This window comes from Filifactor villosus, assembly GCF_042652965.1.
In the GTDB taxonomy this organism is placed as follows: domain Bacteria; phylum Bacillota; class Clostridia; order Peptostreptococcales; family Filifactoraceae; genus Filifactor; species Filifactor villosus.
On sequence record NZ_JBHSHL010000007.1, the window covers coordinates 74,833 to 97,709 of the forward strand.

General features: G+C 45.2%; 21 protein-coding genes. 2 read left to right on the forward strand and 19 right to left on the reverse strand.

Annotated features, from left to right (window positions below; all coding sequences use genetic code 11):
* Positions 1 to 86 precede the first annotated feature (86 nt).
* From ACFO4R_RS02290 to ACFO4R_RS02335, 10 genes are all read right to left on the reverse strand, one after another.
* Complete coding sequence (locus ACFO4R_RS02290) at positions 87 to 1,493, reverse strand: sugar transferase (protein ID WP_379787371.1); 1,407 nt, start codon at positions 1,491 to 1,493, stop codon at positions 87 to 89.
* 52 nt (positions 1,494 to 1,545) lie between these two features.
* Positions 1,546 to 3,006 (reverse strand): polysaccharide biosynthesis tyrosine autokinase, encoded by a 1,461-nt coding sequence (locus ACFO4R_RS02295; protein WP_379787372.1) that lies wholly within the window; start codon positions 3,004 to 3,006, stop codon positions 1,546 to 1,548.
* Between the two features lie 215 nt (positions 3,007 to 3,221).
* Positions 3,222 to 3,407, reverse strand: a complete 186-nt coding sequence (locus ACFO4R_RS02300; protein WP_379787373.1) for a hypothetical protein — start codon at positions 3,405 to 3,407, stop codon at positions 3,222 to 3,224.
* A gap of 67 nt (positions 3,408 to 3,474) precedes the next feature.
* Positions 3,475 to 4,383, reverse strand: a complete 909-nt coding sequence (locus tag ACFO4R_RS02305; protein WP_379787374.1) for a ketopantoate reductase family protein — start codon at positions 4,381 to 4,383, stop codon at positions 3,475 to 3,477.
* A 169-nt stretch (positions 4,384 to 4,552) separates the two neighbouring features.
* On the reverse strand, positions 4,553 to 6,169 hold the full coding sequence (locus ACFO4R_RS02310) for an NAD(P)/FAD-dependent oxidoreductase (RefSeq protein ID WP_379787375.1): 1,617 nt from the start codon (positions 6,167 to 6,169) through the stop codon (positions 4,553 to 4,555).
* A gap of 9 nt (positions 6,170 to 6,178) precedes the next feature.
* On the reverse strand, positions 6,179 to 7,414 hold the full coding sequence (locus ACFO4R_RS02315; protein WP_379787376.1) for a BaiN/RdsA family NAD(P)/FAD-dependent oxidoreductase: 1,236 nt from the start codon (positions 7,412 to 7,414) through the stop codon (positions 6,179 to 6,181).
* Positions 7,407 to 8,003, reverse strand: a complete 597-nt coding sequence (locus ACFO4R_RS02320) for a GDSL-type esterase/lipase family protein (RefSeq protein ID WP_379787377.1) — start codon at positions 8,001 to 8,003, stop codon at positions 7,407 to 7,409. Before ACFO4R_RS02320 ends, ACFO4R_RS02315 begins: the two co-directional genes overlap by 8 nt.
* A 443-nt stretch (positions 8,004 to 8,446) precedes the next feature.
* On the reverse strand, positions 8,447 to 9,628 hold the full coding sequence (locus tag ACFO4R_RS02325) for a TIGR01906 family membrane protein (RefSeq protein ID WP_379787378.1): 1,182 nt from the start codon (positions 9,626 to 9,628) through the stop codon (positions 8,447 to 8,449).
* Positions 9,625 to 10,041, reverse strand: coding sequence for a GNAT family N-acetyltransferase (locus ACFO4R_RS02330; protein WP_379787379.1), 417 nt, complete (start codon positions 10,039 to 10,041; stop codon positions 9,625 to 9,627). The genes ACFO4R_RS02325 and ACFO4R_RS02330 overlap by 4 nt, the downstream gene beginning before the upstream one ends.
* Before the next feature lie 19 nt (positions 10,042 to 10,060).
* Positions 10,061 to 11,281: a dicarboxylate/amino acid:cation symporter gene (locus tag ACFO4R_RS02335; protein ID WP_379787380.1), complete on the reverse strand. Its 1,221-nt coding sequence runs from the start codon at positions 11,279 to 11,281 to the stop codon at positions 10,061 to 10,063.
* Positions 11,282 to 11,774: 493 nt separating this feature from the next.
* On the opposite strand from ACFO4R_RS02335, the gene ACFO4R_RS02340 reads away from it, so the two are divergent.
* Positions 11,775 to 13,094, forward strand: coding sequence for a Na+/H+ antiporter family protein (locus ACFO4R_RS02340; RefSeq protein WP_379787381.1), 1,320 nt, complete (start codon positions 11,775 to 11,777; stop codon positions 13,092 to 13,094).
* Between the two features lie 459 nt (positions 13,095 to 13,553).
* Here ACFO4R_RS02340 and ACFO4R_RS02345 read toward each other — a convergent pair whose 3' ends face one another.
* Positions 13,554 to 13,943 (reverse strand): hypothetical protein, encoded by a 390-nt coding sequence (locus tag ACFO4R_RS02345; RefSeq protein WP_379787383.1) that lies wholly within the window; start codon positions 13,941 to 13,943, stop codon positions 13,554 to 13,556.
* A 666-nt stretch (positions 13,944 to 14,609) separates the two neighbouring features.
* Between ACFO4R_RS02345 and ansA the strand changes: the two genes are divergently transcribed.
* On the forward strand, positions 14,610 to 15,614 hold the full coding sequence (gene ansA / locus ACFO4R_RS02350) for an asparaginase (protein WP_379787384.1): 1,005 nt from the start codon (positions 14,610 to 14,612) through the stop codon (positions 15,612 to 15,614).
* A 254-nt stretch (positions 15,615 to 15,868) separates the two neighbouring features.
* On the opposite strand, the gene ACFO4R_RS02355 is transcribed toward ansA, so the two are convergent.
* The 8 genes from ACFO4R_RS02355 to ACFO4R_RS02390 form a co-directional block, all read right to left on the reverse strand.
* Positions 15,869 to 16,648, reverse strand: a complete 780-nt coding sequence (locus tag ACFO4R_RS02355; RefSeq protein WP_379787386.1) for an ABC transporter permease — start codon at positions 16,646 to 16,648, stop codon at positions 15,869 to 15,871.
* 4 nt (positions 16,649 to 16,652) lie between these two features.
* Positions 16,653 to 17,429 carry a hypothetical protein gene (locus ACFO4R_RS02360; protein WP_379787387.1) on the reverse strand — a complete coding sequence of 259 codons (777 nt, stop codon included), beginning with the start codon at positions 17,427 to 17,429 and terminating at the stop codon, positions 16,653 to 16,655.
* A 1-nt stretch (position 17,430) separates the two neighbouring features.
* On the reverse strand, positions 17,431 to 18,414 hold the full coding sequence (locus ACFO4R_RS02365; RefSeq protein WP_379787389.1) for an ABC transporter ATP-binding protein: 984 nt from the start codon (positions 18,412 to 18,414) through the stop codon (positions 17,431 to 17,433).
* A 159-nt stretch (positions 18,415 to 18,573) separates the two neighbouring features.
* The gene (locus ACFO4R_RS02370) at positions 18,574 to 19,881 is read right to left on the reverse strand and encodes an acetyl-CoA hydrolase/transferase family protein (protein ID WP_379787390.1); all 1,308 of its coding nucleotides are present in this window, start codon (positions 19,879 to 19,881) and stop codon (positions 18,574 to 18,576) included.
* A 148-nt stretch (positions 19,882 to 20,029) separates the two neighbouring features.
* Positions 20,030 to 20,578 (reverse strand): 2-oxoacid:acceptor oxidoreductase family protein, encoded by a 549-nt coding sequence (locus ACFO4R_RS02375; RefSeq protein WP_379787400.1) that lies wholly within the window; start codon positions 20,576 to 20,578, stop codon positions 20,030 to 20,032.
* On the reverse strand, positions 20,575 to 21,321 hold the full coding sequence (locus tag ACFO4R_RS02380; RefSeq protein ID WP_379787392.1) for a thiamine pyrophosphate-dependent enzyme: 747 nt from the start codon (positions 21,319 to 21,321) through the stop codon (positions 20,575 to 20,577). Before ACFO4R_RS02380 ends, ACFO4R_RS02375 begins: the two co-directional genes overlap by 4 nt.
* A gap of 2 nt (positions 21,322 to 21,323) precedes the next feature.
* Entirely contained in the window at positions 21,324 to 22,382 is a 1,059-nt protein-coding gene (locus ACFO4R_RS02385; protein WP_379787393.1) for a 3-methyl-2-oxobutanoate dehydrogenase subunit VorB, read from the reverse strand.
* A 13-nt stretch (positions 22,383 to 22,395) separates the two neighbouring features.
* On the reverse strand, positions 22,396 to 22,617 hold the full coding sequence (locus ACFO4R_RS02390) for a 4Fe-4S dicluster domain-containing protein (protein ID WP_379787394.1): 222 nt from the start codon (positions 22,615 to 22,617) through the stop codon (positions 22,396 to 22,398).
* Positions 22,618 to 22,877 lie beyond the last annotated feature (260 nt).

Consider the following 22,877-nt stretch of genomic DNA (forward strand, 5'->3'; position numbering starts at 1 on the left):
GAGCAGTCGATGATATCGTTCTCTATCAGAAATGCTGACTTTAAACCAATCGCTGCTCCTTTCATATCTGTACTGACTTCAATTTATTACCTGGCTCCCTTAGATAAGAATACCACCTTGATCGTCTTCAAGATCAAACGAATATCCTTTCCTATATTCCAATCGTGGATATATTCTCTATCCAAGGCCACCACCTGTTCAAAATCGGTAATGTCACTTCGTCCCGATACCTGCCACATTCCCGTGATCCCGGGTTTCATGGCCAATCGTGCCTTGTGATGTTTCTCATACTTCTCATACTCGTCGACGGTAGGAGGTCTTGTACCCACCAAACTCATATCTCCGATCAGAACATTCCAAAACTGAGGAAGTTCATCGATACTCGTTTTGCGTATAAACTTGCCTATCGGTGTGATCCTAGGGTCGTTTTCCATCTTAAACATAAGACCGTCCATCTGATTATGTTTCATCAACTCTTTTTTGCGTTCCTCCGCATCCATATACATCGATCGGAGCTTATACAACGTAAAAATACGCCCGTTTCTCCCCACACGCTTCTGCTTAAAAAAGATCGGTCCCGGCGAGGTAATATAGATGATCGGAGCTACAATGATAAAGATGGGAAGAGCGATCATAAGTCCTACGACAGCTCCGGTAATATCCATCATCCTCTTGAGAAACAGGTCTCTTTCACTCACATAACTTGAGCAGGAGGTCAACACATTCACTTCTCCGAACTTATTCGGGAATATGATATTTAAGCCCTCTTCCGCCTTGTATACATCAAAGTGAACTGTGATGCCCATACTCAAGAGATTTTGCGCCAGAGCCTCCACTTTTTCGGTCCTCATAATATGGGTAATCAGCACCTCGTCAACCACCTCGGAAAGTGCATAATTCAAAATTTCGTTCTCTCCCAAAAGACAGTTTTCACAACACTTATATCCTTTGTCGATTCTTCCCAATACTCCAAACATCAGCTTGCTGTATTTCTTCGGAGCCTTATTCTCAATGTATTCGTTCATATGAGAAATATGCCGTGCATCGGTGATCAACAAAAGTACATTGGTCTTTCCTCTTTCGGAACGTTCCTTACACATTTTTTTTAGAAAACAACGAATCAAGTAAGAACTGACCAGACCCGTCACATACCAAAAAAGTACAATACCTCTGGAAAAGGTGTTCATATCCCGAAAAATAAAGAGCCTGACCAATTCCAAAAAACATACCAATGAAACGAGTTGGAATGATTTTATAAACTCGAGATAGTAACCCCTCTTACAAATGCCCTTATAGTTTTCACTGAAAAAGGCAACCAGGAAGGTCGTGAATATGATACTTATTCCAAAAAGGAAATAACTCTCCGTACCGGAAATATCTTTAAACAACCTTCTCAACAAAAAGGCAAGTAGCAAGGAGCCTTGCAGCGCCAAAATATCTCCTGCCAAATATGCAGAATTATAGTATATTCCGTTTTCTTCACGAACAAACATTTCTATACCCCCCGAACCGTTTCGTGGGCTTGCCATCATCGCTGTCTAAGGTCTAATATTTTTTCGTGATATCCCTGTTATCCGTTCTATTTAGAATCGAACCCGCTATATTCGCGGATACCTGTCGAAGTCTATATACACCTTTCTCAAATAATTCGCATGAAACACTGTCCTGCTTTACAACCAACAATACTGCATTCGAATACGACGATAGTTCCAAGGCATCGGAACAAAGAGTTACCGGAGGAGTGTCAAGCAACACATAGTCATAGCCGCCTTCAATTTCTCCCACAACCGTCTTCATCGCTTTTGTTCCCCAAACATCTGTCTTCTTGTCGGAATCATTTCCCGCAGGGATCAGATCCGGCCCTTGAGGAGTTTTTACGACATACTCCATATGATCCTTGCCTCGAGCAAACATCTCCACGAGTCCTTTGTTATTGTCCACACTGAACACCTTATGAAGCGAAGGTCTTCTCAAATTACAGTCCACAAGCAATACCTTCTTGCCTTCACTTGCCAAAACACACGCCAAATTCGAAGCGACCGTACTTGTTCCCTGTGCTTCCTTCACGCTTGTCAACAATAAGGTCTTTGCCTTTTTGTCCTCTGAAGGAAGAGAGTTAACGATCGTTCTGATCCCTTTAAACGCTCCTGTTACAAAAGAGTTAGGTTCCCTGATTACAACGGGTTCCACGACAACTTTCGCACCTGCCTTACCCGAAGTGTAGTTCGGAACGGAGCCAAGTACGGAAATCCCCATTTTATTATGAATATCCTCTTCCGTCTTTATTGTATTACGCATATTTTCGATCACAAGAGCTGAACCGATCGCCAGGAGCAAACCGAGAAGGAATCCTCCCAAAACCACCTGTTTTTTGTTGGTCCTCATTGGATGTTGCGGCATTTGAGGAGCTTCTATCACCTCAAGATTTGCAGCTCCGGAAATCTTTTCTATCGCGTCAGAAAACGTTTGCATAAACACATCACAAGCCTTAAAGACCTGATCCGGATTTTCTCCGACTACTCTGAGATTCAAAAGCTGAGTACCCTTAATATGGGTCAGTTGGATCTGTACATCTCCATTTTGAGAAATGTTCAACTGCTCTTTTACCTTCTGCATCACCTCGCGGGACTTTGCAATTTCAGTATAGGTAGGTGCGATCTGTTGTCCGAAATTCACATCTTCCATCACAAAACCCTGCTGTTTCTGTTCTTCACGCCTTACCGTTTCATCAAATCTCGCACTCTCTTCGTTTCTCTTCTCTCCCTTAGCAGTTACAATCTCATCTTTTCTCGTGGTCTCTCCCTTAGTAACGATCTCTGTCTGCTTCCATGCCTCTCCTTTTTTTATCAGCACTTTTGTCGATGCCTGATACATCGGGGTGGTGAAAGAATCGCTCATATATGCTCCGATGACTGCACATATAAGCGGAAGAAGCAAAATCGACTTCCAATATTTTCTTACTATCCAAAGCAATTCCCTAGACTCCATTACTTCTTCGCTCCTCATAAGCTTAACCCTTTCTCTCATCATTCGTTTTGTGTACCTTGCGACCCGAACAGCGAATTTATTCACCTGCAGATAAACACACTCCGCGAGCCCATATTGAAATATGAACGGAAAATCGGCTTTAATATGAAAAGGCTCCCGATGACAAAACCTCTTGATCTATAAACAAAAAAACCTTCAATTACCAATAAGTACGACTTCCCCTATGGTTGGAATTATACCATTTTTGTTCTATTCTTAAAAGCCCCTTTATGCGTAGCGATTTCTACTCCCGGAGTTCCCGATGAGGTACCACCAAAGCGGTATCTTATATCCAAATCCTTCATTTTAAATGTTTTCATAATTCTTTCATTTCTTCGTTTTTGTCTCGTTTCCAAACTTTCCCTTCTATATTTCCTCATTTTTCCCCCTGTTTTTTCGAAATTCTTACAAAAAGGAACCTCTGCCCGACAATGTTTCTTCAACGTGTTATACCTGTCCCCTCAAGAAAGCATAGAACTGTTTTTCAAGCCCCTTCATCTCATCCGGTGCCTTCATCGCATGGCGATACATAAAAAAATTCCCAAATTCGCTTTGGAAAACCGGCCTCAAGGCGACACTCAGGACGGACACAGGCAATAGGCGAAACAGATGCAGCTGAGGCGGAGAAAGCCTGATCCCCAAACGATCCAGCTGACGGAAATTTCTCTTTAATCTACTTGCAGCACATCGCATAACCGATTTTTCCATCCCTGCTCTCAGAGGTTCCTCCGCCTCGTAATATGCGCGTGCAAGAGGGGTGACCATCGCAAGATGGCAAACCTGCCAAGCGTGCATATCTTCCGTGATACGATAAGGGATCTTGCAACAAGCAAACAGGAACGCGAGTTTGCTAAGACGCAGACTTCTTCTTCCATCTATTTCACCAAACGTAGTAGGCTGAACTGCTCTAGGAGTAAGCCGAGCCTTGAGCACACCCTTTTCGATATAACCTCCTGCTCCGGGAAAAGCAGGCAAGATCCTTCCTCTTCCACAGAGTTCTTCCCAAACCTCATACCTTTCCAAAGAATTGACCATGGTTACAATCGTAGGACTGCAGTTCTCTGCAAGTTCTGAAAGTGCTTGATGCAAATCATGTTCGCGGACAGCCAAAAGGATATAATCGTAATCATCGTCTTTTCCGAGACTTCCTATTACCCTCACCCGTGCCTTCTCAAGGCGTCTTTTCTCCTCATAGAGCAGGCCTTCGGTCTGTAATTGCTCCAGTCTTGAACCCCTTGCATATATACTTACCTCACAACCCGCTTTAGAGAAGAGGGCTGCATAGAGGGAGCCGATTACTCCCGCTCCATAGACCAATATTCTTATCTCTTTAATAAAAACCCTTTTCCATCTCATTTGCTTCCCCTTCCGATCACAATCCAACACTTTGATTTCAGCCCATACCTCCTAAACATCTCTCTGATCAATATGCCGTATGACTACTTTATGCGGATGATACCCTTCTTAAACATAGTTGTTTGCCGAGTTTTCAAGTTTCGTTAATCTAAAGGAGCTTCTCTAAACATCATCCTGTAAACGGCAGGTAGGTCATTATGACTTTTTCGGCCGTCTTGACCCCGTCGACCGCCGCCGACATGATTCCACCCGCATACCCGGCTCCTTCTCCGACAGGATAAACCCCTGCCAGATTCGAGAGATGATCTTCATTTCTCTCCATCCGGATCGGTGAAGAACTCCTCGTTTCCACCCCTATCATCAGCCCCTCTGCCGAGGCAAATCCTTCCAATTTCTCGTCGAAGTAGACCAAGGCCTCCTTCATCGTGCTTATCACATAGTCCGGCAGACATCTGTCCAATGCGGTGTAGGTGATCCCCGGTCGGTAACTGTGACGGACGAGCTTTGTTTGATCGAAATCCTTGATATCTTTATCAAGGAAGTCCCCGATCCTCTGAGCGGGAGCACAGTAGGTTCTTCCTCCCTCTTCAAAGGCGAGTCTCTCCCACCTTCTTTGGAAATCCACCCCCGCCAAGGGATGATCGGAGCCGAAATCCTCCGGTGTTACGTTGACGAGGAGGGCGGAGTTGGCATTTTCCCCATCTCTCTTGTACTCACTCATCCCATTGGTTACAACCATGCCTTCCTCCGATGCCGCAGCGACGACATAGCCTCCCGGGCACATACAGAAGGTATAGGCAGATCTCCCGTTCGGACTGCGGTAGGACAGCTTGTAATCCGCAGCTCCGAGCAGGTCTTTGTAATCTGCGCCGTACTGCGACCTGTTGATCAAACTCTGTCTGTGTTCTACACGGACACCGATGGAAAAAGCCTTCTGAGAGATATTGAGCCCTCTGCTATAGAGCATTTCGAAGGTATCTCTGGCACTGTGACCCGTAGCCAACAGCAGGACTTCGCAGTCCATCCTTTCCTCCGCATTGATCTCGATGCCGACGAGTCTTCCGTCCTCGATTTTTATATCCGTCAACTGCGATCGAAAGCGGACTTCTCCTCCCAATTCGATGATTCTTTGGCGAAGTTTTTTTACGGTATCTCGCAAAATATCGGTCCCTATATGAGGTTTGTTCTTATAGAGGATGTCCTCGGGTGCTCCCGCCTCGATAAAGGCCTCCAACACATTACGACATCTCCTGTCATGAATAAGACTCGTCAGTTTTCCGTCCGAAAACGTGCCGGCTCCCCCTTCTCCGAACTGTACATTGCTCTGCGTATCAAGCTCTCCCGTCTTCCAAAACCTGTCAATCTTTTTCTTTCTCTCATCGACATCGTCTCCCCTCTCGAGAAGAAGAGGACGATACCCCCTCCTTGCAAGGATGAGTCCTGCAAAGAGGCCCGCAGGACCCGTTCCGACGATGACCGGTCTGTGGACAAGTTTTCTGCTTCCCTGCTCTACTTCCAGGTATCTCATATCGCGAGTCAAGGTAAGCGAAAGTTTGGAGCTTTTTCGAAGCAAGGCTTCTTCGCTGTCGGTTTCAAAATCACAACTGTACACAAAATTGATGTTTTCCTTCTTCCTCGCATCAATCGATTTTTTGTATATCGAAAGATTTCTGACTTTTTGTCTGTTTATACCGATCTTTTTTGCAACTTCCTTCTGTAAGAGGGAGAGTTCGTCCTTCTTCGCCAACTCCTTGACAGGAAGTTTTATATTCTGTATCCTGATCATCCGTCCTCCTTATGCGTATGCCGCATTTTGTCCCGCAATATATCCCGACGACCATGCCCATTGAAGGTTGTATCCTCCACAGCGTCCGTCAATGTCGACGATCTCGCCTGCAAGATACAACCCCGCAACGAGCTTGGACTCCATCGTATCCGCACAGATCTCCGCCGTACGCACTCCGCCGGCCGTAACCTGAGAACTCTGCCAACCCTTGGTGCCCTTGATCACGAACCTCCAGTCGGTCAAAAGATCCAGCAAGGACTTCTTCTCTTTTTCCGACAGGTCGGAGGCTTTTTTACGCAGGTCACTTATCCCCGCCTCCTGCAAGACCACGGGGATAAGCCTCTTGTTGATCAGACCGATCATCGACTCTTCCGCCGTCTTTGAATGTGCGGTTCGAAAACGTCGATCCAGTCTCTTCCTGAGATCTTCCTTGTCCAAGGAATCGATCAATACGAGCTTCAGCTCTCTTTTTTTATGGAACTCCCTCGCCTCCGAGGCCTTCCTGCTCACTTGAAGGATGGGCGGCCCCGATACCCCGTAGTTGGTAAAGAGGACATCTCCCCTGTCGTTTGCGATCACTTTCTTACCTTCGATCACCTCGACCGTTCCCACAAACTTCACTCCGTCGATTCGCTTGAAAAAATCTCCTTCGAGCATAATCTGGACCAGGGCGGGAAAAATCTTTGTCGTGCTGTGTCCTAAGGACTTTGCAAGCTCAAAACCGTTGCCGTCGGATCCGCTTGAAGGCATGGCACTTCCCCCCGCACACAGAACCACCTTGTCAAACGACAACTTTCTCCCGTCTTCCAAATCCAGGCTAAAGCCTTTTTTTGTCGGTTTGATCGCTTGAACAAAACTGTCACAGAGCACTTCTATCTTGAGGCGGTGCACCTCGTAGAGAAGGACATCGAGGACCGAAGAGGCCTGATCGGACATCGGATAGACCTTTCCCTCTTCTTCCACCTTGTATTCGATGCCCAAGCCTTCAAAGAACTCCAGACTTCTCTCAACCGAAAACTGCGAAAATGCACTGTAAATAAACTTGGGATTTTCCCCGTTGTAACAGGGAACGTCCGCATTGATATTGGTCAGGTTGCACCGTCCGTTTCCCGTTGCCAGGATCTTCTTGCCGACCCTCGGATTTCTTTCCAATATCGTTACCTTCGCTCCCATCCTCTTGGCCGAGATCGCAGCTACCAGCCCCGATGCTCCTCCTCCCACTATCGCAACCGTCGTTCTACTCATCCTTCTTCCCTTCTTCTCTCAAATACTTCGCATAGAAGTTCTTTATATATTCAAACATCTTCCTGTGTCCTTCCTCATTGGGATGAAGACCGTCCATAAGAAGACTGTCTCTGTCCTCAATCTCTCTGAAAATCGAACCGACATCAATGCAGTCCAAACCGTAACTTCGGCAAAGTTCAAAGATCCTGTCGTTGACTTCCTCCGTCTTTTGAATGAACTGCCTGACCTTGGCCTCTTCAAAGTCCCACTCCCGCGTGATCCCTTCAGTCGGCTCTATCAGAGTGGCCAGTTTGGGCACAATCCCATGTTCCTCGCAAAGCTTGACAATGTCCTCAATCCTGTCTCCAACAGTCTTTGAAGTTCTTCCCATCAAAAGATCATTGATTCCTCCCATCAGCAACAAGTCTGTCGCCCCCTCGTAGATGACCTCCTCCTGAAAAAAATATATCATATCGAAGACGGTCGCTCCGTTTGCTCCGTGATTTATCAGCTCGCAGCCGAGAGCCTTATGGAGCAGAGCAAACCAGCTCCCATCCCTCGAAACTCCATATCCATAGGTAATGCTGTCTCCCAAACAGACTAAACGCATCCCCTCTCCCTCCTTTTCAACATAAAATCTTTCCCATACTCCGCCGTTTGTACTGCCCTTTCTCTCTTATGGCAAGAGCCGATCAAAGAATGGGCATATCCGTTCTACAAACTCCGGAGTTTATTTCCTTTTTACCAAGTACACGATATCTAGGACATTGCCACACCGTTTGAAACATCATCCGAACATCAATTTCATACAAACGATAAAATTATTGACATGATTGTTGCGACAAAGTTTTGTTCTTTTGCCCCTAAAAAATCAAGGGTTTCCCCTTTTGCAATATTCCCTCATATAAACGGCTCGGATAAAGGATTCAAAATTCCCTATCCTCTCTTCTTAGCTTAAAACATACACAACCTCTGACAAACAAATACTTTTCAAGTTGTGTATCCATAAGAACATATTCTTAAGCAGTCATTTTTAAACTATGCATCTCCCTATCATCCTTGCCAAATATCCATTCGGATCCTTCCTGTGTTCAGCTCCTCCTGTCTCTTCCTCCAATCGGGCATCTTTGCAGTTAAAAAGGCCTTGAACTCCTTGCCGTGGTTCGGAAAGAGGAAGTGCGCCAACTCATGTACGATCACATAATCGATATATGACTTCTCCGCCTTCACGAGATAGAGATTGAACAGGATGTGATCCCCATGAACCATACAGCTCCCCCATCGAGCCTTCATGGAACGCACCGACCATCTTACATTAGGGATCCCCTCATAATTGAGCTCTTCAATCAACTCGGGAATCCTCCTTCTCAAATAGCCTTCAAACTCACCGCGGTACCAAACACGGAGTTTCTTCTCAAGTTCTCTTCGATCTCCTCTTCGACGCAGTCGAACAGCAACTTCTCCTTCTATGATCTCCACATCTTTTTCTTCAAAATACGAGGGCAGAAGATTCACGTTGTAGAGTTCTCCGAACAACATCACCTTCTGCCTGCCCTCCATCTCCCGAGATGTTTCCCGAGCCGGACAGTCAATACTGTTCCTTCGAGAAAGAAGGCGGTACAGGAGAAAATAAAAGACAGAACCCAAGACGATCACCCCCATGATGATCACCGCTTCCATCATAAAAAACTTGTCCGGAAGAAAAAGGATAATGGGATCGGTCCTCTCATCGAAGATCCAGAGATCATTTCGAAATACAATTTCGTGAAACACCCGAAAGGCCGTCTCCCAATTCAAAGAAATAAATCCTCCCAAAACAACCGGGATGGCCAAAGAGAGAAGACCTGCAAGATAAAAGCATCCGTAGTCCTTCTCCTTCCGGGCCTTCCTCAAAAGATAGGGAAGGACAAGACAGGAAAGGATCAAGATGACCTTGATGACCCAAAACACCGCCTTGACCTCTTCAAAGTGGATCCGTCCCGCCTCCGACATGGGAAGATCGGGAAACACCAAAGACCCTGTATAAAACAGACTCTGATACTCGATCAAAACATCGTACTGACGAAAGATAAACTCATAGGAAAACCCCGTCACCTCGGCAAGCGATACCTTCTTTGCAAACAGGTAGTAAAGCTCCTTGAAATGAAGGGTCCCCACCACCGCAAACGAAAACAGAAACAATACCAAAAACACTGCGGTAATGAGATTTCCGTTTCTCTGTCTACACCCGCTCATCTTTCACTTCCTATCCGTTTCAAAAAGAAATACTCCTCATAACCGTCTTCCTGATTTTCATAATGTCCGACGATCTGATAGCCCATCGCCGAATAAAAGTCCTTCCCCTGCCAACTGAAGGTATCGAGCCTGATCGTATCGGCTCCAAGTTCCGCGGCCCTTCTTTCCATCTCTTCGACCGGAGTCCTTCCCAAGCCCATGCCGCGATACTCCTCATCGACAAACAAGGTCGAAAGATACAGGATTCTAAAGGAAGTCATAACGGCATCGAGGCCTGCAACGAGCCTTCCGTCAACTTCGATCCCTATGTGAACTCCCCCGTTCATCTCCTTCTTCATAAAAGTTCTGTCGTACTCGTATAGCTTCTCATCGATCTCTTCTCTTTGAACCTGTGTCAACTCTATGATCTTCATCTCTTCCTCCCTTCACAACTCAAGACGAAACAGGATAAAGTTTTCCTTCCGTCTTTGCAATAATAAGGTTTGCAGCGATATCCCCCGTTACATTCATACTGGTAAAAGCCATATCGAGCAAGCGGTAAAACGCAGCAATCGGTCCCATCAAATCGATAGGAAGTCCTATGATCGATAGGAAGGATGCCCCAAGGACAATTCCTCCTCCCGGTATCCCCGGAGCCCCCATATTGATCAACGTAGCAACGATTACCAAATATACGATTTGAGTCAAGCTCAGAGGAACATTGTAAAAATCCGATACAAAGACCGCAAGACAACAGAAAGAACATGCACCTCCACACATATTTATCGTACAGCCTAGGGGAAGAACAAAACTGCTAACCTCTTCTCCCGCCTTAAACTCCTCCCTACTGACCTTGAGCGACATCGGCAAAGCCGCCTGAGAACTCGTCGTCGACAGAGTAACCATCCATATCTTAAACAAACCTCTCAAGAAAAGTTTCGGAGGGATCTTAGTGTAGATCAATGTGGGAATAAACATAACGACAAAAAACACGGCAAGAGAAGCCGTATATGCCGTAAAGATATATTTGCCCAGTGCTGTAAACACTCCCGCCCCGTACTGTGCAATCGAAAATGCCATCAAGGATGCCACTCCGAGCGGAGAAGTTTCCATCACAAAGTCCAACATCTTAAAAAAAACGGCGGAACAGGAATGCACAAAATCAAAAACCGGCTTCCCCTTCTCCTTTATGGACAGAACCGCCACCGAGAAAAGAGCCGAAAACAGAATGACCGACAGAATATTTCCCTTCGCCATCGCCTCAATGATATTGCTCGGAACGATATTGACAAAAAAGTCCGCCATGGAGGGAGACACCAACTCTCCTTCATAAGCGAGCATTTCTCCCATCACAATACCCCTCCCCGGTCTTATCAGGTAAGCCACCAGGAGAGAGACAACACTCGAGAAGAGAAACATCACTACAAAGAGTCCGATCGTCTTGAACCCTATCCTTCTCAAAGTCTTGGTGTCCTTCAAATTCATGATCCCTGTCGAAACCGAGAAAAAAATAACCGGAACGATCATCATCCGAATAAGATTCAGGTAGATCGTACCTACAAAATTCGCTTTTTTGGAGAAATCAGGACACAGAAAACCCATTGCTATCCCTGCCAAAAATCCGACTGCAATTCTAAGAAACAAATTCTGCTTCTTCCACATATGTTTTAACATAACCTCTCCTTCTTTGTATCCATACCTCTATAAAAACACCCCATAATTTCTCAAAAAACAGAGCAATCTCAGTCTGTATGAGAAGTAATACTATTCTTCGTTTGGGTTATGGATATAAATGTTGTGTAACCGATAGAAGATAAAACGGATTTTCGTGATCTCAGAATAAATATATCCATACTTCTATTGAAAAATAGTATAAAACGCTTGAAAATTTTCGATTTGCAAAACAGTCTTGAAAACATCCCTTTATACGATAATCTCCCCATATCAAAAAACTTGTGAGTTCAAAGTTCTTCAAACAAATCTCACCTGCCCATTATACCATATCCCGGATGAAAGTGAAATCCATCCAAACCCTGATTGCCTACATATTTGAAATCGTTTTCATAATTGTGGAACGGATGTATGGTATTTTAGTGTATTTTGTGGTAGAATTAAAAAAGAGAATTTTAAATTTTCTCATCATTATATTTTGAAGGAGGATTCTTCTATGTTAACAAACCCAGTAGTAGTATCAGTTTTACTGATGACCGTGTTGGCTTTGCTTAAAGTTAACATCCTGCTCGCAATCTTTATTGCGGCTATCGTTGCCGGAATTGTTGCCGGATTGCCCATCAGTACCACAATGAGTACGTTGATCGGCGGAATGGGCGGAAACTCGGAAACCGCGCTGTCTTACATTCTTCTCGGTGCTCTTGCCGTTGCAATCAGCCATACGGGAATCGCGGACTTCCTCGTTCGTGCTTTGAGCAAGACGTTCTCGGGTAAAAAGAAACTTTTTGTCCTGATTATCGCAGGTATTGCTTGTTTTTCTCAAAACCTGATCCCTGTTCATATCGCCTTCATTCCTATTCTGATCCCTCCCTTACTCGGATTCATGAATAAGATGAAGATCGACAGACGCGCTGTCGCTTGTGCCTTGACCTTCGGTTTGAAGACTCCCTATGTTCTCCTTCCCGTAGGATTCGGATACATATTCCACAGTATCGTATCCGGAGCTCTTGTCGACAACGGAGTGGAAGTGACCGTCAATCAGGTCATGCCTGCAATGATGCTTCCGGGACTTGGAATGATCATCGGACTGCTTCTTGCCGTCTTTGTATCCTATTCCAAAAACAGAGAGTACAAGGATATTGCCATCAGTGAGGAATCCGCTCATGCGACCAACGATAAACTCAACAAAGCTCAACTGGGAGCCTTGGTCGGTGCCATCGTGGCTTTCGGTGTTCAGGTCATTTTTGTAAAACAAGACTGGAGCGGAGGTCTTCCCGTAGGAGCCACGATCGCTCTTATCGTAATGTTTGCCTTCGGTTCGTTCAACTTCAAAGAGTTGGATGAGATGATGAACGGCGGGATCAAGCTCATGGGCTTCATCGCCTTTGTTATGCTCGTCGCTGCCGGCTACGGTGCGGTTCTTCGTGAAACAGGTGCGGTAGAGTCCTTGGTTACTTCAGCAGCTTCCGTTTTGGGTGGCAGTAAGGTAGTATCCGCTTTTATTATGTTGTTGATCGGGCTTCTTGTAACCATGGGTATCGGTAGCTCCTTCAGTACGGTTCCGATCGTTGCGGCGATCTTCGTGCCCCTGGGAGTCGAGCTGGGCTTCTCTCCTGCAGCAATCATCGCTTTGGTAGGTACCGCGGGAGCATTGGGAGATGCGGGTTCACCGGCATCCGACTCCACACTCGGACCTACATCCGGACTGAACGCGGACGGACAGCATGACCATATTTGGGATACCTGCGTGCCAACCTTCTTACACTACAACGTTCCCCTACTGATCTTCGGAACGATTGCAGCCGTTATCCTGTAATTTAAGTGAAACTCCAAGAGCCTGCTTGTGCAGGCTCTTGTTATATGTACTATAACTTACTGACAGCCTTACAAGGTGCCCCATTATTCAATTTGAATCCTGTTATCACTCAAGCGTTTTTCGTTAAGGATATACTCTGTTTGCACGACACCCTATATGATCATCTGTTCGAACTATTGATATCAATGTCCTTTATTCCACAGGTAACAAAAAACATTTATTTCTGTAAGTGTGGATATAACCACATCTCTACCGAAATTATTGCAAGGAAGACACTGTCCAATTTAAAAAACAAGCATAAAACCAATTTTATACGAAGGATGAAATTTTTGAAAATGTTGATATGGCAGACCTTCGTATTTTATAAAAACAGGGGAAAATCAGAAACTTGCCTTTGTACAGTTTTTCTATAAGTACGAATAAAAGAGGATTACTGATCATACAGTAATCCTCTAATCTTTAATTATTGTTTAAGACTTCTATCTGTTTGACTTTACCAATGCCTTTCTCATCTATCTCCCTCAACTCATAATCGCTTATGTTTATCTTGATAAGATCCTTCACCTTTAAACTCTCGAAGGTCAAAAATCTTATCTCGGATATTGACTTTATCTCAACAATTTTGCTATTATCTTCTAAATTTGAGCAATCGATTTGAACTTCCGAGGGAAAAAATTTCTTATCGTCATCAACCCCAACAACGGTTAATACTTCATTGTTTTTATCTACAGATACTATTTCGACTTTCAAGCCCAAATAAACATTCTTATCGTCTATCTCTTTTTGAAAACACGACGTTGTAGTAAATAAGACGATAGTTAAGACCACTAAAATAAAGCTGTTCTTCAAATAATCATTCTCCCCCTAACTTATTTTATATATAAATTGTCCAATACTTCATAGACAACTATATTCTTCAGCCCCTCTCAAATCAAATACTTATATAGGTATATGTTCCCAAAAACTAACAATTATATTCTCCTTATTTGATTTTGGACTTAATACTACTATTCTTTTGAATAATGGATATAAACAATCTGTGACCCATAGAAGACAACATAGTTTTTCGTCATCGAAAAATAGATATATCCATACTTCTATTGAAAAATAGTATAAGTAATATACCCAAATACCATTTTAAATTTTTATAAGTTTATTTTTTTATGGTTTCAGGATAACATGAATATTTATTTTTTCAAGATATTTTTTACTTTTTTATATATTATTTTAAAAAATATAATTTTAAATTTATTCCCGGCTGATGTTCGACCCGTACCACATGTTTTCTCTGATCTAACGATGTGTCAAGGCTTTTTATCCGGATACTTTTATCCTCCTCCTTCTTATGGTAAGATAGGAGTACACGGTGTTTTACCCCCTGTTTTAAAAATACGGAAAAGCTATATCGTCGGTGTTTTAAATACTCATACAGCTGTTCTACGACCGGGTATTTGAGATGCCGTATCATTTCCGCAAGCGATATTTTGATCCGATAATCGTATTAAGGAGGATATTATGAACAAAGTATGTATGATCTATACCGGAGGGACCATAGGGATGAAGAAGGAAGAACAAGGCTATGTGCCCAAGAAAGGCTTCCTTGCCGAACAACTCTCTCTGATGCCCGAGCTGAACTATCCCGAGGTCCCCAAGTTCGACCTGATCGAATACGATCCCCTCTTGGATTCCTCCAACATCCGCTACGAACACTGGATGCGAATTGCCGAGGATGTTCACCGCCTCTATGACGACTATACCGGCTTCGTCATCCTCCACGGTACGGATACGATGGCCTATACCGCCTCCGCCCTCTCTTTTATGCTTAGAGACCTCTGCAAGCCCATCGTGCTGACAGGCTCACAGATCCCCTTCGGCGTCATCCGCACGGATGCGAGAGACAACATCATCTCCTCCCTTATGATCGCGGGAGAAGCTCGAGTGCCGGAGGTCTGTGTCTTCTTCGGAAACAAGTTGTTTCGAGGAAACAGAAGTATGAAGATGAGCTCCGATGAGAAGGGCGCCTTTGAATCGCCCAACTATCCGGAGCTTGCCGAGTCGGGGGTACAAATTCGCTACTTCGATAAAAACATTGCTCCTCCGGGAAGAGAGCTGATCTACACTCCTGTCGGGGAGCAAAAAATAGCCGTCCTCAAAATCATCCCCGGGATCTCCTACGAGATCTTCAATGCCATCATCGACAACGGTTTGGATGCCCTTGTGATCGAAGGTTTCGGAGCAGGAAACATCCCCAATCTCAACGGGGAACTTGTCACCCTTCTCTCCAAGGTGGAAGACACACAAACTCCGATCATCATCTGCACCCAATGTATTCGAGGCAGTACCCTGCTCGGAGAATACGAGACCAGCGCCCAGCTCAAATCCATCAATGCCATCTGTGCCTTCGATATGACGACCGAGGCCACCATTGCCAAACTCTACTATCTTCTGAGCAAGGGGTATCGGGGCGAAAAACTGAAACTGAGGATGGAAACAAATCTTGCAGGAGAACTGACAAGATAAAAATTCGGATCTCACAGCCGCTCCCAAAGACAAGATGCACACTCGATAATGCTGCAGGACCTTCCGATCGTTGAGATCCCTTCGGCTATCCATCTATCGAGGAGATCCCGCACTATGCGAAAAGAGAGGATGAAACCGGTTCCCTATAAAAAAACAGGGTTGACGGAAGTGTTCCTTCTACAGAAGTTCCGTGTTCTTTAAAAACATACAAAGCACAATGAACTTTTATGCGATATCTCCTCAGACCTCCTCCCTCAATTCGAGGATACATACTTTTCTATCCCCTTGTTCCACAACAAGACGGCCACCCCTGTAAACATCAGATTAAAGAAGAGCAGTATAAGAATGTAGCTGTGGTAAAGCTCCCCTCTGATCAGGAGGGCGGGAGCATTGACGCAAAGAAGGATGGGCACTACAAAAGACAGTACGAACCTTACAGCCCCGGGGTAGATGTCCCTCGGTCTGGCGGAAAAATCCATCAGATACTCCGGCACACTCAAGAGCTTGTCCGACTTCTCGCTCCAAAAAGACAGGCTGATCACGATGAAATTCATAAGAAAGAGAAACCATGTCCCGAGTAGGAGCAGACCGATATAGAGGAGGATCGTTCCCATCCCCGTTCGGATATCCCTCAACAGATAGAACTGAAACCCTACCGATAAGACCGCATTGAGCATACTCGGAAAGTCAAAGCGGTAGAAGTTGTAGAAGAGGAAGGAGTTGACGGGCCGAAGTAAGGTGTAGTCCAGTTCCCCTTCCACAATCACGCTCGACAAATTCTCATGAGAAGAGATAAACAGAAATTGATACAGATAGTTCATCGTTGTCGCCGAGGAGACCAGCAGTAGATACTCCTTTCTCGTCCATGACAGGAGGGTATCGGTATAAGAAAAATAGACCGCCCCCAAAACAAGCTCCGTAGCAAAGAACATAAGTCCGAAAACCGAAACCAGAACTGCCGTCATCCTGTAACTGAGGAGTTCCTGAACACTCTGGGACAGAAACTTGATATACAATTTAATATACTTCTTCATCTTCCTAAGCTCCCATCCCTTCATACCTTTTTAAACCCGCTCTGAAACTCAGTTTGTAGATCAAATAAAAGAAGACGAGCCACCAAAATGAGATCGAAATGTTTCGAACAAGTTCGGAGATCTCCAACTTCTTTTCCACCGCCAAGGTAAGCTGATAGGTCACCATGGCAAAGGGATTGTACCTCAAAAACCGATAGATGTTGTACGGAAGAAAATTCAACGGAAAATAGATCCCGCCCAAAAGAAAGTAGAGGGCGTTGACCAAAGGTCTGATCGGCCACATCTCCGTAATAAAAAATGCCAGATTGCCTATCCCTTGCATCAGTGTGAAAAACATCAGAAAATTGATCAGCAGGGCGACAAAGACCAGAAGATAATAACCTCCCGAAGATTTTTTCAAAGAAAATGCAAACAGTATCAGGGTGTAGGCGATCAGATAGATCGACCTCCTTCCAAGATAGGCGCTGAGGTTTTCTCCGAGAAACGAATAGGGTCTGAGCAGGAAGGTCGTGAGCCTTCCCCTTTTGATATACCCTGCTGTCTGTACAACGATCCCTGTAGAGAACAGGATGGCGGACATATGAGAAACACTGAGGTAGACCAGCATATCCCCTTGATCGAATCCGCCGATCTCGCCTCCTCCCGTACTTCGATACACTGCCAACCACGCAAAGATCCCCAAAACCAAACTGCTGATCTCGGTCAATATCCCCGCGATCAGATTGAACTTGAAGGAGAGCTCACTATAAAAATTATTCAATACGATAGCTATATACTTCATTCTAATCACCACTGTAAATTTGATAAATCACTTCGTCAAAACTTTTTCTTTTACGTTTCACAGACTCCACCTTGTCGATGGGAAGGGAGGTCAACAAGTCTTCCAGTACCTTGTCCGAAACCTCCAAGGAGTTCTCTCTCACTTCTCCCAGCATATGCAAACCTTCCGGGACAAAGTCCGTAAATTCGATCACAAATTCGGAGCCCTTACCGGAAAACTTCTCCACCAAGGCACGTATCGATGTGTCCTCCTTCTTCTGCCCCTTCATCACGATGACGATACGCTCGCAGAGGGCTTCGATGTCCTTGAGATAGTGTGAAGTCAAAAGAACCGTGATCCTCTCCTTCCGGTTAATCTCCTTCAAAAATCGATGGATGTTTCTCTGGCTCGTCAAATCCAAGCCTATGGTCGGTTCGTCCAAAAAAAGGACCTCCGGCCTATGGATCAAAGCACAGATCAACTCAAACTTTACCCTTTCCCCTAGAGAAAGCTTCCTTACTGGAATGTGGAGTTTGTCTTTCAGTTCCAAAAGGTCCAACAGCAACTCCAGCCTCTGCTCGTACTCGGACTTTTCTACCTCATAGATAAGCCTGAGCATATCGAGGGTCTCAAGGGCGGGCAGATCCCAGATCAATTGAGATTTTTGACCCAAGACAACACCGATATTCTTCAGGTAGGCCTTCTCCTTCCGAAACGGTCTGTGCCCCATACAGGAAACCTCCCCGCTGTCAGGCTCCAATATTCCCGACAGGAGCTTGATCAAGGTGGTCTTGCCCGCCCCGTTGGGCCCGAGGAGGCCGAGGATCTCTCCCTTGTCTATCTCCAATTCAAAGTTCCTCAGAGAATGAACCCTCTCCTCTTCTCTTTTCCAGAAATCCTTGATCGAGCCGACAAAACCCTGCTGTTTCTTAAATGTCTTATAGAAATAGTTTACACCCTTGAGTTCAATGATCTTCTCCATGATAACCACCCTAGTAATAAGCATATTTTCATTATTCCCCTACCATTATAAATCATCCGGCATATCCTTCACAACAAAAAAGCATGAGGAAGTTCTTCCACACGCTCTTTGCTCTTATTTTACAAATGATTCAATATTTTCAATTTTACATTGTTTCTATTGACGGTGTTTTAAAGCCCGCTCTTATTGTTTATTATAGTCGAATTTGTGTCCGAATCTTCTTTCATATTCTTCTGCAAGTTCCGCTCTGAAATCCGGATGTGCAATATTGATCAGCTCTCTTGCTCTTTCTTGAAGAGACTTGCTGCCCAATTTTGCAATTCCGTACTCTGTGACGATATAGTCAACATCGTTGATGGAGGTCGTTACCGAAGATCCTTCCGTGATAAACGGAGAGATTTTGGATACCTTTCCTTTTACTGTAGACGGCATGGCAATGATGTTTCTTCCTCCTTTGCTCCACAGAGCTCCCCTTACAAAGTCCACCTGACCGCCTACTCCGCTGAACTGTCTCAATCCTATGGAACCGGAGACGACTTGACCTTGAAGGTCCACTTGGATACAGGAGTTGATACATACCATATTGTCGTTTTGCATAATGACACGCGGATCGTTGACATAGTCGACAGGATAGAAGAGGAAGGACGGGTTGTCGTCGACATAGTCGTACATTTTTTGGCTTCCCATCAGGAAGGTCACAACCGTCTTGTTCTTATGCAGAGTCTTTCTCTTGTTGGTAATATTTCCCGCTTCCATCAAATTCATAACCCCATCGGAAATCATCTCGGAGTGGATACCGAGGTCTTTTTTGTCGGTCATAAATTGAAGAGCGGCATCCGGAATTGCTCCGATTCCAAGTTGCAGACAGTCTCCATCCTTAACCATGGATGCGATGTATCTTCCGATCTCGCTCTCCACTTCTCCAATGACCGGAGCACCCAGTTCAGTCAAAGGCTGGTCATACTCAACGAAGAAATCGACATCCGAAACATGAACAAACGTGTCTCCAAGTGTTCTGGGCATATGTTTGTTGATCTGAGCAATCACGATCTTGCCCGTGTCTGCAAAGGTCTTGGTAAAATCGCAGGAGATCCCTACACTGCAATATCCGTGTTTGTCGGGAGGTGTCAAGGTAACCAATGCCACGTCAACAGGCAATACATCACGGTAAGTACGAGGTACATCATTGAAGAAACAAGGGATGAATTCCGCCTCCTGCCGTTCTACCGCTTTTCGGGTAGCCGTTCCCAAAAACATCATTTTCGGCTTGAAGTGCTCGTACAAACCTTCTGCCGCATAGGGAGCCTTTCCGGGAACAAGTCCTGTGATCTCAACATTTTTGTAGAGCTCCTTCATGCGAACCATTTCTTCCAGAAGATAGGTAGGCTCCGCCATAGCGTGCCCCACACCTACACGATCTCCGCTTTTGATGTGCTTAAGAGCTTCCTCAGCCGTTACCAACCTATCCTGATAAATCTTTTTCCAATCCATATCCACATACCTCCAAATTTATTTTTTATTGATACAAATTCTCTTTTGCCTACAAGCTATTTCATACCCTTGAAAACGATTTTCTATTCAAAAAAATCTTTGTTTTACGAAAAATCGATATGAAGACTCATACCGATTTTTCGAGGTTTTATTTTTGGTTTTTTACGTAGTTTGCTCCCGCTTCCATCGCTTCCTTATTCATGGGAATGAATTTTTCCTTATTTGCACCGAAGACCTTGGTAAAGACCTTCAATACCGTTTCTTCAGAAACGACGTGAGTTGCTTCCAAAAAGGCACCAAGCATGACCATATTTGCTACCTTCGGATTTCCGATCTGAGCGGCAATCTCATTTGCAGGAATATAGAAGCCTTCGATGTCTTCTCTTTCGATTTTCTTAAACACCAACGACGAATTGATGATGAACTTGGCTCCCGGCTTCGCTTCAGGTTCAAATTTTTCCAAGGAAGGCTCGTTCATAATAATTGCGGAGGTAGACTGCGTTACCGTAGGAGCACTTACAGGCTCATCCGAGATGATAACCGCACAGTTTGCCGTTCCTCCTCGCATCTCAGGTCCGTAGGACGGCAACCAGGAGACAAACTTATCTTCCACCATTCCCGCATAGGTCGTCAGCTGGCCGATCGCCATAACGCCCTGACCTCCGAATCCTGCCATAATGATTTTATGTTCCATTATTTCGCCTCCCTTGTATTTCTATAGTTACCGAGCGGATAATAAGGCATCATATTGTCCCTGAGCCATTGAAGTGCATCCACGGGCGGCAACCCCCAGTTCGTCGGACAGGTGGACAGCACTTCTACAATACCGAAACCCTCTCCTTTTACTTGAACTTCAAAACACTCCTTGATTGCTTTCTTTGCCTTACGAATGTTGGCAGGAGTATCCACCGATACACGCTCCACAAACTTTGCTCCGTCTATGGTCGCAAGCATTTCGCTCACCCTCAAAGGACGACCGCTATGCTCTATAGTCCTTCCGGCGGGAGATGTCGTTGTTTTTTGTCCGATCAGAGTCGTGGGAGCCATCTGTCCTCCGGTCATTCCATAGATGGCATTATTGACAAAAATGGTAGAGATCCTCTCTCCTCTGTGCGCGGCATGAACGATCTCCGCCGTTCCTATCGACGCAAGGTCTCCGTCTCCTTGGTAGGTGAACACAAAGGTGTCCGGTTGTGTACGCTTGATTCCCGTTGCGACCGCCGGCGCTCTTCCGTGAGCCGCCTCATGCATATCACAGTTAAAGTACTTGTAAGCCAATACGGAACAGCCTACGGGTGCGACTCCGATCGCCTTGCCTGTCAATCCCATCTCTTCGATCACTTCCGCCACGATCTTGTGAATGATCCCGTGTGTACATCCGGGACAGTAGTGGGTAGGTACATCTACCAACGCTTCGGTTCTTTTGTAAATAACAGCCATCTTTACTTCCCTCCTAACACTTTTCTTGCCGCATCCGCAACTTCTTCGGGAGAAGGTACCATACCTCCCTGACGTCCATAGAAATGTACGGGATACTTGCCTTCTACCGCGATCTTCACATCGTCGACCATCTGTCCGGTATTCATCTCTACGACCATAACCCCCTTGCAGTCGGGTTTGATCTGCTTGAACGCCTCAAAAGGATAGGGCCAAATGGTAATCGGACGAATCAGACCTACTTTGTAACCTTCTTCCCTAAGGATCTTCATCGCACTTTTAACAATCCTGGATGTTGTTCCATAGGCACTAAATACAAAGTCTGCATCCTCCACATCGACCGTTTCGTAACGCACTTCGTTTTCTTCTATGGTCCTGTACTTCTCGATAAGATGCTTATTATGTTCTTCCAACTCGGATGCCTCCAAGTAGAGGGAGTTGATGATATTGGGCTTTCTCTTTCCTTCTGTACCTGTCGTCGCCCAGTCCTTTACAGGCAGTTCACGTTTCGCATGCTCTTTGAACTCTACAGGTTCCATCATCTGACCCATCATACCGTCTCCGCAGATCATGACGGGATTGCGATAGAGGTCCGCCAAATCAAACCCTTCTATAATCAAGTCTACCATTTCCTGCACGTTTGCCGGCGCAAAAGCAATCACGCGATAATCGCCGTTTCCTCCGCCTCTCGTCGCCTGATAGTAATCGGTCTGTGAGGGCTGGATACTTCCAAGTCCCGGACCGCCACGCATGATGTTGACGATCAGACAGGGCAATTCCGCACCTGCTATATAAGTAATTCCTTCTTGTTTCAAGGAGATCCCGGGACTCGATGAACTCGTCATAACACGAACTCCGGTTCCGGCGGCTCCGTACACCATATTGATTGCAGCAACCTCCGACTCCGCTTGCAAAAACACTCCGCCTACTTTCGGAAGTTCTCTGGACATGTATTCCGGCAACTCACTTTGAGGTGTGATCGGATATCCGAAGAAATACTTACAGCCCGCTTTGATCGCAGCGGCCCCGATCGCCTCGTTTCCCTTCATAAGAACTTTTGCCATGATTTTCTCCCCCTTATTCTACTGTCTCCACCGTAATAACGGAATCAGGACACATGGTTGCACAGTTTGCACAGGCAATACACTTGTCCATCTCTTCCACCCCTGCCGGACGATAGCCCTTATGGTTGATCTTTGTCCTACTCAAAGAAATGATGTTTTTCGGACAGACCGATACACATAAACCGCAGCCCTTACAGCGCTCTTCGTTAAATATTACCTTTCCCTTTCTTGCCATGGTAATGAACCCCCCTTAAATAAATACAATCCCTTTCGAACGTTTGACTGAAACGCCTCCGACCCCGCCTTTCTTTCGGCTCGAAACCTTCTTTCGAACCTTGCGAAAAGAGCCATCTTCAATATTAAAGCATTGAACTCCAAGGTCAAACACCAAGAAGATACCATACAACGACACAAATTCTTTCCTCCGGCACATCTCAACATAAAAAATTGTGAAATGAATGCTTTTAGCGACCATACCCTTACAACATAGGATTC